Genomic DNA, 13552 nt, shown 5'->3' with positions numbered 1-13552 from the left:
GGGCGCCGTCATGCGCATATTGGGCCGTGTTGGGGTGTTGATGCTGTTGCTGGCGGGCACTGTTCAGGGCGGGGAAACCGGCATTGCGGCGCGGGTGAACGGGACTGAGATCAGTAACTTCCGGCTGGAGCGATATTTCAGCGAATACTTGCAAGCGCAGGGTCGCAGCGTGGGCGGGATCCGCAATCCCGACACCTACAAGCGGCTGAAACGTGAAGCCCTCGACCAGATGATTGCCAAGGAGCTGCTCTGGCAGGAGGCGCAGCGCCGCGGCATCAGTGTCAGCGATGCGGAAATCGACAAGCAGCTGGCCATGCTCAAACAGGGCCTCGGCGGTGATGAGGCGTTCGCGCGCGAGCTGAACAATGCCGGATTTGATACCCAGAGCTTCACCGACTACTTGCGCCATGAATTAGTCGCCAGCCGGATGCTTGAAGCCCTCAGCGAGGTAGAGCCGGCCGCCGAATCCGAGGTGCAAACGGTGTATGACGCCAATCGCCAGCACCTGCAAAAACCCGAGCAGGTCTGGGCCCGGCATCTGTTGTTAAAAGCCAGTGACCCGGTAGACCCCGAAGCAGATGAAGCGTCGCGTCAGGAGTTGCTGGCTTTGCGCGAGCAGATAGAGGCCGGGGCGGACTTTTCCGAAGTGGCCGAGCAACACTCGCAGGACTCCACAGCAGCGGCGGGTGGCGACCTCGGTTACTTCTCGCGGGGCACGATGGTGCCCGCCTTTGAGAACGCCGCCTTTGCGCTCAAGCCCGGCGAGGTCAGCCAGCCGGTGAGAACCGTGTTCGGCTGGCACCTGATAAAGCTGGAGAGTTACCTGCCTCCCAGCCCGCTGCCCAAAGAGCAGGGCATGCAACTGGTGCGTGATTTTCTCCATGATCAGCGGCGCAAAGAGGCGCGCGAGGCCGCACTTAAGCAACTGACCGCCACCGGCAAGATTGAGGTCGTCAGCGGTTTGTAATGCTCCAACCAATCCCCGTTTCTGGGGGCGCAGCTTCACCCAAAAACCATTTGCCCCATTATTGGGGGTGCTGGGTGGGCGCGCGCTTTCTAAAAAAATTCAGTGAAATCAGCTAACTACAGCAATACTCAAAAGAACAGTGGCTGGCATGAAGCGTGCAATCCCTGATTTCAGGTGAGCACTTTATTCCGCATCAGGCACTTCCCGAGAATTCAGTGCTAGGAGCAACACCGTTGAACAACAGGATTCTGGTGGTTGAGGACGAGCATGTACTCGCGCAGAACTTCAAGGATTATCTGGAGTTGATGGGCCTTGAAGTATTGGTTTCGGATGACGGCCTGACAGCCATCAGCTTCGCCCGAATCTATGAGCCTGCGGCAATCGTCCTGGATTTTCGCCTGCCGGATATGGAGGGGTTTCAGGTGCTCGATGCGATTGGCAATGGCTGGGGGCGTAAATGTGTGCTGGTGACAGCGCAGCCGCTCGGGGAAGTCAGTGCCAAGGCCCTGCAACATGGTATCGAGCAGATATTGTTCAAGCCGTTTCCACTGAAAGACCTCGGTCGGGCAGTGAAAAACTTGATCGATAGAGGTGACAGCACTCACCGCTGAATCGTTGCTGGCAGACGAACACCCTCCGCTGCAAGGACGCAAATGTGGCCGTAACAGGTTCAAGCCCGCGAGGTTAAGTGCCTGGCAATGCAACAGGGTTTGTGGTTTGCGCTGTGGATCTTGGAGGGTGCGGTATGGAAAGGCTTTCCCTCGCTGTAGAGGCATCACCGGTTGCTGACCCGCTGCCAATTGAAACGCGTTTCGAGGCGGCGTTACTGGCTCGGGCGCGCGAGGAATCGGCTGGGCAGCAACGCACTGTCGATACGCTTGAAGCATTGGCCGGGCTTGAGTCGGCGCAGTTTGTCCGGCGCCTTGGCGCCACGCTGCACTATCCGGTTTTGACCTGCGACGCCTTGTTCGCCTGCATTCCTGCCTTCGACCGGGTGCCGCTGGCGCAGGCGCTCAAACGTGATTTTGTCATGGTGCATCTGGGCAACACGCTGGTGGGCGTATTTGCCGACCCCTTCGATAATGCCCGCCTGGCCTGGATTGACGAGTGCCTCAATGGCGCGCCGCTGTATCTGGTGCACCCCGCGGATTTGAGCGGGTATCTGGCGCGTCAGGAAGAGAGCTACCACGCGGTCGATTCGCTCGACGCGCAAGACAGCGACGTAAGCGAGCTTGAAGATGTTGAAACGCTGTCGCTGGCGCGCATCAGCGAAGATTCAAGCGTGGTGGTCAAACTGGTGAACTCCACGCTCTACGATGCGCTGAAAATCCACGCCAGCGATATTCATCTGGGCATGACCGGCAGCGGTCTGGTGATCAAATACCGGATTGACGGCGTACTCAACAGCATCAGCCGGGTGCAGGGTATCGAAACTGCCGAGCAGGTTATTTCCCGGGTCAAGGTGATGGCCGAGCTGGATATCGGTGAAAAGCGCGTGCCGCAGGATGGTCGCTTCAAGGTGTCGATCAATGGCCGTCAAATCGATTTTCGGGTGTCGATCATGCCCAGCATCTTTGGTGAAGATGCCGTTTTGCGGGTGCTCGACAAACAGGATCTGGCCGATCAGGTGCACGGTGTAAGCCTGGAGGCGCTGGGCTTTGAAGCCGGCATCATGAAGAAACTCCGGCGTCTGGCGGCTGAGCCTTACGGCATGGTGCTGGTGACCGGGCCCACCGGCAGCGGCAAGACCACCACCTTGTACGCGATGATCACCGAGATCAATCACGGCGTGGATAAAATCATCACCATCGAAGACCCGGTTGAATATGTACTGCCAGGGGTGTTGCAGATTCCGGTGAACGAGAAAAAGGGCCTGACGTTTGCCCGTGGCCTGCGCTCGATACTGCGCCACGACCCGGACAAGATCATGGTCGGTGAAATCCGTGACCCCGACACCGCGCAAATCGCCGTGCAATCCGCGCTCACCGGCCACCTGGTATTTACCACCATCCACGCTAACAACGTGTTCGATGTGATTGGCCGCTTCACTCAGATGGAAGTCGACCCCTACAGTTTTGTCGCCGCACTCAACGCGGTGCTGGCGCAGCGGCTGATCCGTCTGGTGTGCCCGACCTGCGCGCAAGCAGTAACGCCTTCAATTGAGGAGCTGCAAGCTTCCGGGATCAATCCTGAAGATGCTCCGCACTACCACTTTGTCCACGGCACCGGTTGCGGGCGCTGCCGTGGCACGGGCTATCGCGGGCGCACAGCGATTGCCGAACTGCTGCAACTCGACGATGAAATCCGCCAGCTGATTATTGACCGTGAGCCCATCGCCAAGCTCAAGGAGCAGGCGTGCAAGCGCGGGCTGCGGCTACTGCGTACAACTGCACTGGAGTTGGTGCGTGAGGGCAAAACCACCTTGGAGGAGATCAATCGTGTCACTTTTAGCGCGTGATTCCTTTGTTGCGGTGGTAACCCTGGAGCAGGTTGCCCTTTTTCGCCGCCACGGCCGTGAGCTGCGCATGCTCGAACGCAAGGATGTGCAGCCTGCCGAGGGGCGGGCGACTGAATGGCCCGATGCGCTCAATGCGCTGCAACTGATACTCCATGTGCACAGCCGCAAGCGCGCTGAAATTACCGTGTTGTTGTCCAACCAGTTCATCCGTTTTTGTCTGGTGCCGTGGAGCGAGCACATCAGCACCCCGCAGGAGCTGCAGGGTTATGCGCGGATTTGCTTTGAAGAAATCTACGGCCAACTGGGCGAGGGCTGGAGCCTGACTCTTTCGCCGGAGCCTGCGGGCCAATCGCGTCTGGCCGCTGTGATGGCCGACACCATGGTCGAGCAATTGCGCACGATCGTCAGCCATGAAGGCATGCGACTGATCAGCTTGCAGCCTTATCTGATGGCCGCGTTCAATCATTTCCGTCATTCGCTGCGTAAAGATGATTTCGTGTTTCTCCTGGCCGAGCCCCATCGCAGCAATTTGATCCAGGCCCACGGTGGCCACTGGGTAAGCGTTCGCTCGATAAGCAGTGATGACTCTGACGCCAGCCTGAGTGCGCTGATCGCCCGTGAGCATGAACTGAAGATGCTGGAAAACCTCGATTTCGACTCGGTTTATCTGCATGCCCCGGCGCGCAACAGCAAGCCGCCACACCCGGTATGCGGCGTGAGTACGCATGCGCTGACGCTGCCGCTGCCGCTGCCAACGGGCGAGCGTGAAGATGCGTTGTTCAACATGGCCCGGGCGGTGGACTGAAATGCGCGAACTTCAGCTCGATTTTCAACCGCAGGCGATTGCATCCAGGCTGGGCTGGTCTTTGCTGGCATTGGGTGGCGCGCTGGCGGCAGCGATGTTGGTCACGCATCTGCTGGTGAGCAAGGCTGGCGACGTGGAGTCGGCCAAGTTGAGTTATCTGCAGCAACAGTTGAACGGCGGCAAGCCGGCGAAAGCCTCCGTCGCCAGCAAGGGCAGGCAGGGAAGCGATGTCAGTGTCGCTGAGATGCGGCGAATCTCAGCCGAAATGAACCTGCCCTGGAATGCCTTGTTCAACAGCCTCGAAAGCATGCCGCGTGACGACATCGCGCTGCTCTCGATAGCGCCGGATGCGCGCAAGCAGCAACTGCGCTTAACCGCCGAGGCGCGCAATCTGGAGGCCATGCTGGCCTTTCACCGCAGCCTGGAGAACACCCAACAACTTCGTGATGTCTCGCTGTTAAGCCACGAAACGCTGACCCAGATGCCTGAGCGCCCGGTGCGTTTCAGCCTGTCCGCAACCTGGCTGGTGGAGTAGTCATGGCTATCAATAAGCTCATCGCCTACGAATACATCCAGCGTCTGGGTTGGCCGGGCCTGACGGGTATCGCCCTGATGCTGGTGGCGCTGCTGTATGCGTTGTTGGCGCTGTTACCAGCCCGCGAAAACCTCCAGCACATCAGCCTGCAAGTGGTGCAAACCCAGCAGTACCTGAACCAGATCAAAGACGGCATTTTGCCTCCGCCCACCGCTGAAGGCAGTGAGCTTGAAACCTTTCTCGGCATGCTTCCGCAGCAGGCCGAAGCAACACGGGCGATTGACCAGATCTACACCCAGGCGCAATTGCAGAACATTGCTCTGGCTCGCGGCGAATACTCACTCGGCATCGACCCGAAAACACGCATGGCGCGCTACCAGATCCTGCTTCCGGTCAGTGGCAGTTATCCGCAGCTAAGGCGCTTTTTACACGCCGTACTGAGCCAGGTGCCGGCGCTGGTGCTGGAGAACGTAGACATCAAACGCAAGCAGATTGCCGACGTTCAACTCGATGGGCGGGTGCGCATGACGCTTTATTTGTCGAGGCGCATATGAACAGTCGGCGCGGGCTTTACTGGGCGACCTTTCTCGGCGCGGCCGGATTGGTTGCGCTGATCCCCGAGTATTTTTTTGCCGGTGATGACGAGTTGGCCGTTCAACCAACAGACCCGGCCTCGCGCCTGCAGAAACCGTCCGTTGCGGCTCAGCAGAGCGAGCAAAGCGGCGCAGGTTCCGGGGCAAAAAGTGCGTCTGCGAGTGTTCCGCAAGCGGATTTATTTGCCGTGCGCAGCTGGCGAGTAGTTCCCCAGTTCAAACCGGTGGCTGTCGCGCCAGTCGCGCCTGTGGTCTACCGCCCCAGTGCGCCACCTCTGCCTTTTCACTTCATCGGCAAACTTGAAGACCACTCCCGTCTGCAGGTGTTTTTGCAGGAGGGCGAGCAAGTGCATGTGGTGCGGGTTGGCGATGTGATTGGCGGTACCTACAAAGTGCAAAGGATTACGCAGGAGCAAATGACCCTGCTGTATCTGCCCTTGAAAATTTCCCAGTCTCTGGCTGTTGGGAGCACCTTATGAAGGCAACACGTCTGGCTTGCAAAAGCTTGTGTCTGGCGCTGATTCTGGTCGGTTGCGCGACTAACAAGGCCCATGATGATGGCATGCAGATGATCGAGGCTGGCCAGTACGAGGCAGGCCTCGCCCGGCTGGAGGAGGCCGCCCGCGAAGCGCCGCGAGATACCCGCATCCAGATGACGCTGACCACCCAGCGCGCGCGAATAATCGAAACGCTGCTGACTCAGGCCGATCAGGACTACACCCAGCGCAATTACACCATGGCGTTTCAGGGTTATCAGCGCGTGATGGGCATCGATCCGCAGAACTCCAGAGCGGCTGAGGGGCTGCGTCAGATTGCAGCGTTGAAGTCGATTGACGCGATGCTGGTGCAGGGCCAGACCTCGCTGCGCCGGGGCGATATTACCGGTGCGCAGCATCAGGTCCGTAACATTTACGCGCTCGACCCGCAGCACCAGGGCGCTCAGCAATTGCAGCGTGACATCGAACTGCTCCAGCGCCGCTCAGAGGCGCCTTATCCGCAACTGCGTTCGCAGTTGAGCCGGCCGATCAATCTTGAGTTTCGCGACGCCAATCTCAAGGTCATCTTCGAGGTGCTGGCGAAAACCTCGGGGCTGAATTTCATCTTCGACAAGGATGTGCGGCCCGATGCCAAAGCCACCATATTCGTGCGGCAGGTGCCGATAGAGTCGGCAATCGACTTGCTCCTGCAGCAGAGCCAGTTGCACCAGAAAGTGGTTAACGACACCACCATTTTGATCTATCCGGATTCTCCGCAAAAGCTCAAGGATTATCAGGATCTGGTGATGCGCACGTTCTACCTGACCAATATCGACGCCAACAGTGCGTTGAATATGGTCAAGACCATGCTCAAAACCCGCGATGTGTTTATTGATGAGCGCCTCAATACGTTAACCATGCGTGACACCATTGATGCCGTACGCATGGCCGAGAAGCTGTTCCAGGCGCAGGACCAGTCCAACCCGGAAGTGGTGCTGGAAGTCGAGGTCATGGAAGTCGCCACCCAGCGTATTCTCGATCTCGGTTTGCAATGGCCGAACACCTTCGGCGTGATCAACGATGACGGCTCAGCGGTGAGCATTCTTGATCAACTGCGCGGCATTGATTCGGGGCGGATCAGCATTTCGCCGTCGCCGCAGTTGCGCATTAATGCACAGGATAACGACATCAACACCCTGGCCAGTCCGGTTATTCGCGTCAGCAACAATGAGCAGGCGCGCATCCACATTGGTCAGCGGGTGCCGATTATCAGCGCCACGTCGGTGCCGTCCACACAAGGGCCGGTGATTACCGAGAGCATCACTTATCTGGACGTCGGCCTTAAGCTGGAAGTGCAGCCAACGGTGTACCTCAACGATGAAGTGGCGATCAAGATTGCCCTTGAAGTGAGTAACGCCACACCGCTTGAAGCCACGCGCCAGGGCACCATTCCGGTTCAGGTCGATACCCGCAACGCGACCACCACCTTGCGCCTGCGTGACGGTGAAACCCAGGTACTCGCCGGGTTGATGCGCAATGACCAGTTCTCCACCGGCAACAAGATTCCGGGGCTGGGTGATGTGCCGGGAGTTGGCCGCTTGTTTGGCAGCAATAAAGACACCAACAACAAGTCGGAGCTGGTGCTGTCGATCCGCCCGCGCATCGTGCGTAATCTGCCGTATCAGAGCCCCAGCGATATGGAGTTTGCCACCGGTACCGAGAGCAGCATGCGTGTGCAGTCGGCTTCGCGGTTCGGACAGATAGCCGATTACAGCGCACCGCCGAGTGCACCTGCTTACGTAACACCGGCTCCAGTTAGCACACCGGCAGTGCCTGCCAAGGCGCAACCGGTAGTCGTGCCGGTCAAGGCTGCCAGCGAAGATCTGCGTTTGAGCTGGGTCATGCCGAGCGAGATGCACGCCGGCGAGGAAGCGGTTTTCGTGCTCCAGGCGCAAGCCGGGCAACCGCTGCACAGTTCTTCCTTGCAGTTGTCTTACGACCCCGCCCGGTTGAAGGTGCTTGAGGTGCTCGAAGGCGGCTTGCTCCAGCACGACAGCGCACAAACATCATTCACGCCACGGCTTGATGAGCAGGCCGGTGTGGTTTCTGTCTCGCAAATTCGCAGCGGCGCGGCAGGTGCGACCGGTTCCGGCGGCCTGTTGCAAGTGCGGGTGCGGGCCCTGCAAAGCGCGGATGCGCAGGATCAGCAGGCCTCGATGCAAGTGATCAAATTTTCCGGCATCGGTCAGGACAAACGCTTGATTGCCGCCACGCTGCCAACGCAGCAGTTTGTCACTGTGAAGCCTTGAGGCGGCTGCCATGAAACGAGCAACTCGCGGGTTCACCCTGATCGAAGTGGTCATCACCATGGCCCTCATCGCGTTGCTCGCCAGTATTGCCGCTCCCCTCACCGAGACAGTGGTGCGCCGGGGCAAGGAGCAGGAGCTGAAAACCGCGCTGCACCAGCTACGCGATGCACTGGACGCCTACAAGATGGCCGCCGATGCCGGTCATATCGAGAAGTCGCTGTCCAGTTCGGGCTACCCCGAAAACCTCAGCGTTCTGGTCGACGGGGTGCGTGATCTGCGCGATGTGAAGGGCGGCAAGATCTATTTTTTGCGGCGCATTCCGCGTGATCCATTCGCCCCGCCACAACAGGACATCGCCGAGGTCTGGGGGCTGCGGTCCTACGACAGTCCGGCGGATGATCCGCGCTCCGGCGAGGATGTGTTCGATGTTTATTCGCAGTCCCGGCTGGTCGGGCTCAATTCGATTCCCTATTCGGAGTGGTAATGCGATGCGCAGGCATGCAGGTTTCACCCTTATAGAACTGCTGGTGGTGATGTCGATCATCGCGATGCTGATGACGATTGCGGTGCCACGTTACTTTTCCAGTCTCGATAACTCCAAGGAAACCACGCTGCGCCAAAGCCTGGCGGTGATGCGTGACTCGCTGGATCAATATTACGGCGACAAGGGTCATTACCCTGAGTCGATTGAGGAGTTGGTCGAGCAGCGTTACTTGCGCAACATGCCGCTCGATCCGATCACCGAACGCAGCGATTTGTGGGTGATTGTGCCGCCTCCCGAAGGCGTGAGCGGCTCAGTTGGCGATATTAAAAGCGGCGCGAGTGGCAAGGCGCGGGATGGGAGCTTGTATGCGCAGTGGTGATTTTGGCCGCCGGCAACAGGGCTTCAGCTACTTTGCCGTGCTGTTTCTGATCGTGCTCATGGGCACTGCGCTGGCTGGTGCCGGGCAACTCTGGTCAACCACCAGCCAGCGCCTGCGGGAACAGGATTTGCTCTGGGTGGGCAGCCAATATGCCCAGGCGCTGCGCCACTATTATCAAGTATCGCCAGGCGTTGCCCAGTACCCGCAAACCCTTGACGAGCTGATTGAAGACCCGCGTTTTCCGTCTCTCCAGCGGCATTTGCGCAAGCTCTATGCCGACCCGATAACCGGCAGCAACGACTGGGGCTTGATCCAGTCGTTTGATGGGCGGATTGCCGGCGTGTACAGCCGCTCGGAACAGGCGCCGATGAAACAGGCGCAATTCCCCGCGCAGTGGGTCGATTTTGAAGGGATGAAACACTATTCGGACTGGCAGTTTGTCGCCGATAAGTCATTCATGCAGGGGCTTAGCCAGAACACCCCGGCAAACCCGAATAAGGCGCAACTGCCTTGAGGGGCTGACGATGTTCCGTTCGCCATTGGCGCATCAGTGTCTGTTGAATAGCGGCTTTATTGTCTGCTTGAGCCTGGGCCTGTTGGCGCCTGCGCAAGCCAGCAGTGAAGACGAGCTAAAAGGCTTCATTGTCGATAACAGTATTTCCAACATTGGCCATGAGTTTTACCGCTTCTTCACCGAACGCCTGCGCGATACCAGCCGCATGGATTTCAATCTGGTGGTGCGCGAGCGGCCTTCCGCACGCTGGGGCAGCCTGATCTGGATCGAATATGAAGGGCGCATTCTTTACCGGCGTTTCCTTGCGCCGAATACCGCCGAGTTGCAGCCCACAGCTTATGAAGCGGCCGATTTTATTCAGGAAGAAATTACCCGGCAGAAAATCGAATACCTGCTGCAAGACACCATCGACATGGATAAGGACGAGCTATGAACAGTAAGCATATAGCCTTGAGTGCCAGCTTTAGCATCCTAGTATCGAGTGCTGCGGCGCTGGCCACCGAGTTGGTTTATACGCCGGTGAACCCGACCTTTGGTGGAAACCCGTTAAACGGCACCTGGCTGCTGAACCGGGCACAGGCGCAGAACGATTACGACGACCCCGACGCGATAGATCGCTCATCGTTCACCGGCACCACGGCGCTTGAACGGTTCAGCAGTCAGTTGGAGTCGCGCCTGCTTTCGCAACTGCTCACCAACATTGAAGCTGGCAATACCGGCAGCCTTTCGACTGACTCATTCCTTATCGACTTTGTGGATGTTGATGGCGCTTTGAGCGTGCAGATCACCGACAAGTTGACCGGTGAAATTTCAGTCATCGAAGTCAACGGCCTCAACGCCAACTAAGTTCAGCGTGCCCAAGGATGCCCGGACCATGAAAAAAACAATGCTGTTGGTCATGATGGTAGCTGCATTACACGGCTGTGCCGTTCGCGAGCCAATGCCCGCCGAGGTGGAGGAAGACACGCCGACCCTGACCCCACGCGCCTCGACTTATTACGATCTGCTGGCGCTGCCCCGGCCAAGAGGTCGTTTGGTCGCAGCGGTTTATGGTTTTCGTGATCAGACCGGGCAGTACAAGCCGACCCCGGCCAGCTCATTTTCAACCAGTGTCACCCAAGGTGCGGGCAGCATGCTGGTGGATGCCTTGCAAGCCAGCGGCTGGTTCCGTGTGCTGGAACGCGAAGGACTGCAAAACGTGCTGACTGAACGCAAGATCATCCGCGCCTCGCAGAACAAACCCAATACCCCGGTGAATATCCAGAACGAGTTGCCGCCGCTGCAAGCGGCCAACATTTTGCTGGAGGGCGGCATTATTGCCTACGACACCAACGTGCGGTCGGGGGGCGAGGGCGCGGCGTATCTGGGCATCAGTCTGGGCCGCGAATACCGGGTCGATCAGGTGTCGGTGAACCTGCGCGCAGTCGATGTACGCACCGGCATGGTTTTGGCCAATGTGATGACCTCGAAAACCATCTACTCAGTGGCGCGCAATGCCGGGGTCTTCAAGTTTGTCGAGTTCAAGAAACTACTCGAAGCCGAAGCCGGTTACACCACCAACGAGCCCGCGCAGCTGTGCGTGCTGTCGGCCATTGAAGCGGCGGTTGCGCATATCGTCGTGCAAGGCGTTAACAGTAACCTGTGGCAGATGGCAGACGGTCAAAAGCTCGATCAAACCTCGCTGGACAAGTACCTCACCCAAGTGCAATAGCACGCATAGCGTTTGCGTCTGGCGATCTTCGCCCGGCGCAAACGCGATCCGATGCAGTGAATATATCTGCGCTCGCCCAACTACTGACTTCTTAGTTACCGGCAGTATCTTGGCCGTTGCCTCGCTTGTGCTGCGCCGTACACAACGTGAAATTCCCACGGCGCAATCTGCCGGGTTGGGCCACAGCCACAGAAGTTAAGCGTTATTAAAGGGCGGGGCAGGGAAGGCGTTAAATTCATGGGCTGAACACAAGACTGCCGCCAAAGTGGCGGCAGTCTTTAACACCTCAACACGCGAGGTGGATGGTTATTGCTGAACCGCGTTAGCGGTGTTGCCGTTACCGTTCTGGGTAATGGTGGAGATCATGTTATTGCCCGACTGAGTCACCGTGGCGCTGTTGAATGAGCCTGCCTGGAAGACTGACGAGAGGTTGGCGTTGTCAGTCTGGCTGACCACGATGCTGTTATCACTGCCAATCGATTGCTCGGTGAGCGACTGGTTATTGGCCCCCGACTGGGTAATTTCGACGCTGCTGAAATCAGCCGTCGAGGTGCCGTCTACCAAGTTGTCGGTGCCAGTCTGGTCAACCAGCAGTTGGTTGCCTTCACCGTCCTGGGAGAAATACAGCTCATTCGATGTGCCGCCCTGGCTGGTTTCCATCGAGTTTTCACTGCCTGTCTGATTCAGCACTGCGAGTTGCTGGAGGCCGTCTTGAGTCAGGGTGATGGCGTTGAATTCGCCGTTTTGGGTCAGGGTTGCAGTTTGTCCATTACCATATTGGCCATTTGAGCCTGAGACGATGCCGGCGTAGACCTCGTTACCAGTACCAGTCGAGTTGACGGTCAGCACGTGTCCAGTGCCTTCCTGATAGGCTTCGGCGTAGTTGACGCTGCCGTTTTGCGTCAGTGACGCCGTCATCATGCTTGCATTGTATTGCTCGGCCGCCAGTTCGTTGCCATTACCAATCTGGGTGATGGTCAGTAGGTTGTCGGTGCCCGCAGTCTGATCGATTTGAGCACCGTTCAAGTTGCCGGTCTGAGTCAACGTGTAATGACTATTCATTTGAGCACTTTGAAAGGCATCGACCACGTTCTGCGCGCCAACTTGATCCACTGTGGCCGTGGTGAAGTCGCCTTCGTCCTGATAAATGAACGCCTCGTTTGCATCGCCGTTTTGATTGATGGTCATCTGGCTGTCACGCTGAAGAAAGCTGTCCGTGGAGGCCATGTTGCCGCTGCCGCGCTGGTCGATAGTGGCGTTGTTGCGCTCACCGTCGGCTTGATACTGATCGGCCTCGTTGGCATTGCCGCGCTGCCTTAGGTGCATCTCACTGTTGGTTTCGAATAACTGCGTGCCACTGCCAAAGTGCGACGAGCCGCCCTGATTGGAGCGGATCAAGTTGTCACTACCGCCCTCCTGGAAATTCGCTGATCCCTGAAGGGAGCCATTCTGGACCTGCACCGAGCGGCTGCGGCTTTCGCCACTTTGCAGTACAAAGCTGTCGTTGGTATCACCCGACTGGGTTTGCTCAGCGCGGTTGCGGCCAAACTCTTGCTCGATCCAGCCGATCTGCCCGCTGCCGTCCTGGGTCTGAGTAGCCTGGCTGCGACCGGCCTGAGTCTGGAACACATCGGCGATATGATCTTCGCCCTCTTGAGTCTGGGTTGAAGTGCTGTTGTTTGCGAGTGCAGGCAGGCTCACGATGGCCAGAACTGCGACAGCAAGTGGTTTGAACTGGAACATGGCATTGCCTCCTGGTTTTAGCGTGCTCTTCGAGCAATAGGATCGATTAAGCACTTTCAACGGTACTGGTAGAGCCTCACGCTCTGGTTGTTTCCATACTGGGCGATACTGCTGGCTTGCCCAGTGCCTGTTTGTTCGATCAGTGCGCTGTTGTAGGCACCGTTTTGGCTGATCTGCGCCTGGTTATAGGCACCGCTTTGGCTGATGTAAGCCTCGTTGGCATAACCCTGCTGTGTGATTGAAGCCATTTGCCCAATGCCTTCCTGCAGGATGTAGGCTTCCTGATTACTGCCCGACTGCACGATCTCGCCCAGTATCGACTGGCCATGCTGTGCAATCAGCGCCACATTGTTTTGGCCGTCCTGGCTGATCAACGCGAGCTGGTTGGCAGTTAACTGGCTGGGCGTGGCGATATCGCTCGAGCTCTCAGCCAGGTCAAAGTTGTCGGCGAGGTCGGCGGCCTGTACCGCGTTAAGCAGCCCGCAAAACCCCAGTAGAATGGCGGAGAGTTGGCTTGCTAACCTTGGCCTTTGCATGCTCAACCCTCCTGCTGTTTTGCCCGGTGGTAGCAGTGCGCA

The 13552-nt window shown here is 58.1% G+C and carries 15 protein-coding genes and 1 pseudogene; 14 read left to right on the top strand and 2 right to left on the bottom strand.

Annotated features, from left to right (window positions below):
* Nucleotides 1-10: 10 nt before the first annotated feature.
* The 14 genes and pseudogenes from BM395_RS15300 (at nucleotide 11) to BM395_RS15235 (ending at nucleotide 11231) form a co-directional block, all read left to right on the top strand.
* Entirely contained in the window at nucleotides 11-967 is a 957-nt protein-coding gene (locus BM395_RS15300; RefSeq protein ID WP_090513343.1) for a peptidylprolyl isomerase, read from the top strand.
* A 233-nt stretch (nucleotides 968-1200) separates the two neighbouring features.
* The gene (locus tag BM395_RS15295; RefSeq protein ID WP_069901555.1) at nucleotides 1201-1578 is read left to right on the top strand and encodes a response regulator; all 378 of its coding nucleotides are present in this window, start codon (nucleotides 1201-1203) and stop codon (nucleotides 1576-1578) included.
* A 134-nt stretch (nucleotides 1579-1712) separates the two neighbouring features.
* Nucleotides 1713-3425: a GspE/PulE family protein gene (locus tag BM395_RS15290; RefSeq protein ID WP_090513341.1), complete on the top strand. Its 1713-nt coding sequence runs from the start codon at nucleotides 1713-1715 to the stop codon at nucleotides 3423-3425.
* Complete coding sequence (locus BM395_RS15285) at nucleotides 3406-4230, top strand: hypothetical protein (RefSeq protein ID WP_090513338.1); 825 nt, start codon at nucleotides 3406-3408, stop codon at nucleotides 4228-4230. Before BM395_RS15290 ends, BM395_RS15285 begins: the two co-directional genes overlap by 20 nt.
* A 1-nt stretch (nucleotide 4231) precedes the next feature.
* A complete protein-coding gene (locus BM395_RS15280; protein ID WP_090513336.1) occupies nucleotides 4232-4765 on the top strand; it encodes a PilN domain-containing protein in 534 nt (177 codons plus the stop codon).
* A gap of 2 nt (nucleotides 4766-4767) precedes the next feature.
* Entirely contained in the window at nucleotides 4768-5319 is a 552-nt protein-coding gene (locus BM395_RS15275) for a pilus assembly protein PilO (protein WP_090513333.1), read from the top strand.
* Nucleotides 5316-5837: a hypothetical protein gene (locus BM395_RS15270; protein ID WP_090513330.1), complete on the top strand. Its 522-nt coding sequence runs from the start codon at nucleotides 5316-5318 to the stop codon at nucleotides 5835-5837. The genes BM395_RS15275 and BM395_RS15270 overlap by 4 nt, the downstream gene beginning before the upstream one ends.
* A pseudogene (locus tag BM395_RS15265) lies at nucleotides 5834-7684 on the top strand (type II secretion system protein GspD); the annotation flags it as partial. The gene BM395_RS15270 and the pseudogene BM395_RS15265, both read left to right, overlap by 4 nt.
* A gap of 469 nt (nucleotides 7685-8153) precedes the next feature.
* The gene (locus BM395_RS15260; protein ID WP_069901561.1) at nucleotides 8154-8627 is read left to right on the top strand and encodes a type II secretion system protein; all 474 of its coding nucleotides are present in this window, start codon (nucleotides 8154-8156) and stop codon (nucleotides 8625-8627) included.
* A gap of 4 nt (nucleotides 8628-8631) precedes the next feature.
* Nucleotides 8632-9006 carry a type II secretion system protein gene (locus tag BM395_RS15255; protein ID WP_090513322.1) on the top strand — a complete coding sequence of 125 codons (375 nt, stop codon included), beginning with the start codon at nucleotides 8632-8634 and terminating at the stop codon, nucleotides 9004-9006.
* Nucleotides 8993-9520: a type II secretion system protein gene (locus tag BM395_RS15250; protein ID WP_090513320.1), complete on the top strand. Its 528-nt coding sequence runs from the start codon at nucleotides 8993-8995 to the stop codon at nucleotides 9518-9520. The genes BM395_RS15255 and BM395_RS15250 overlap by 14 nt, the downstream gene beginning before the upstream one ends.
* A gap of 10 nt (nucleotides 9521-9530) precedes the next feature.
* Nucleotides 9531-9953: a curli production assembly/transport protein CsgE gene (csgE, locus tag BM395_RS15245; RefSeq protein ID WP_090513317.1), complete on the top strand. Its 423-nt coding sequence runs from the start codon at nucleotides 9531-9533 to the stop codon at nucleotides 9951-9953.
* Nucleotides 9950-10366: a curli assembly protein CsgF gene (locus BM395_RS15240; RefSeq protein ID WP_069901565.1), complete on the top strand. Its 417-nt coding sequence runs from the start codon at nucleotides 9950-9952 to the stop codon at nucleotides 10364-10366. The genes csgE and BM395_RS15240 overlap by 4 nt, the downstream gene beginning before the upstream one ends.
* A 28-nt stretch (nucleotides 10367-10394) precedes the next feature.
* Nucleotides 10395-11231, top strand: a complete 837-nt coding sequence (locus BM395_RS15235) for a CsgG/HfaB family protein (protein WP_090513314.1) — start codon at nucleotides 10395-10397, stop codon at nucleotides 11229-11231.
* A 306-nt stretch (nucleotides 11232-11537) separates the two neighbouring features.
* Here the strand turns inward: BM395_RS15235 and BM395_RS15230 are convergent, their stop codons facing one another.
* Together BM395_RS15230 and BM395_RS15225 are read right to left on the bottom strand one after the other, a co-directional pair.
* Complete coding sequence (locus BM395_RS15230) at nucleotides 11538-12974, bottom strand: hypothetical protein (RefSeq protein ID WP_090513312.1); 1437 nt, start codon at nucleotides 12972-12974, stop codon at nucleotides 11538-11540.
* Between the two features lie 56 nt (nucleotides 12975-13030).
* Nucleotides 13031-13510: a curlin gene (locus BM395_RS15225; RefSeq protein WP_090513308.1), complete on the bottom strand. Its 480-nt coding sequence runs from the start codon at nucleotides 13508-13510 to the stop codon at nucleotides 13031-13033.
* Nucleotides 13511-13552: the final 42 nt, after the last annotated feature.

The organism is Pseudomonas marincola (genome assembly GCF_900116605.1).
GTDB classification, from domain to species: Bacteria; Pseudomonadota; Gammaproteobacteria; order Pseudomonadales; family Pseudomonadaceae; genus Aquipseudomonas; species Aquipseudomonas marincola.
This window is presented reverse-complemented; position numbering and strand designations above follow the sequence as displayed.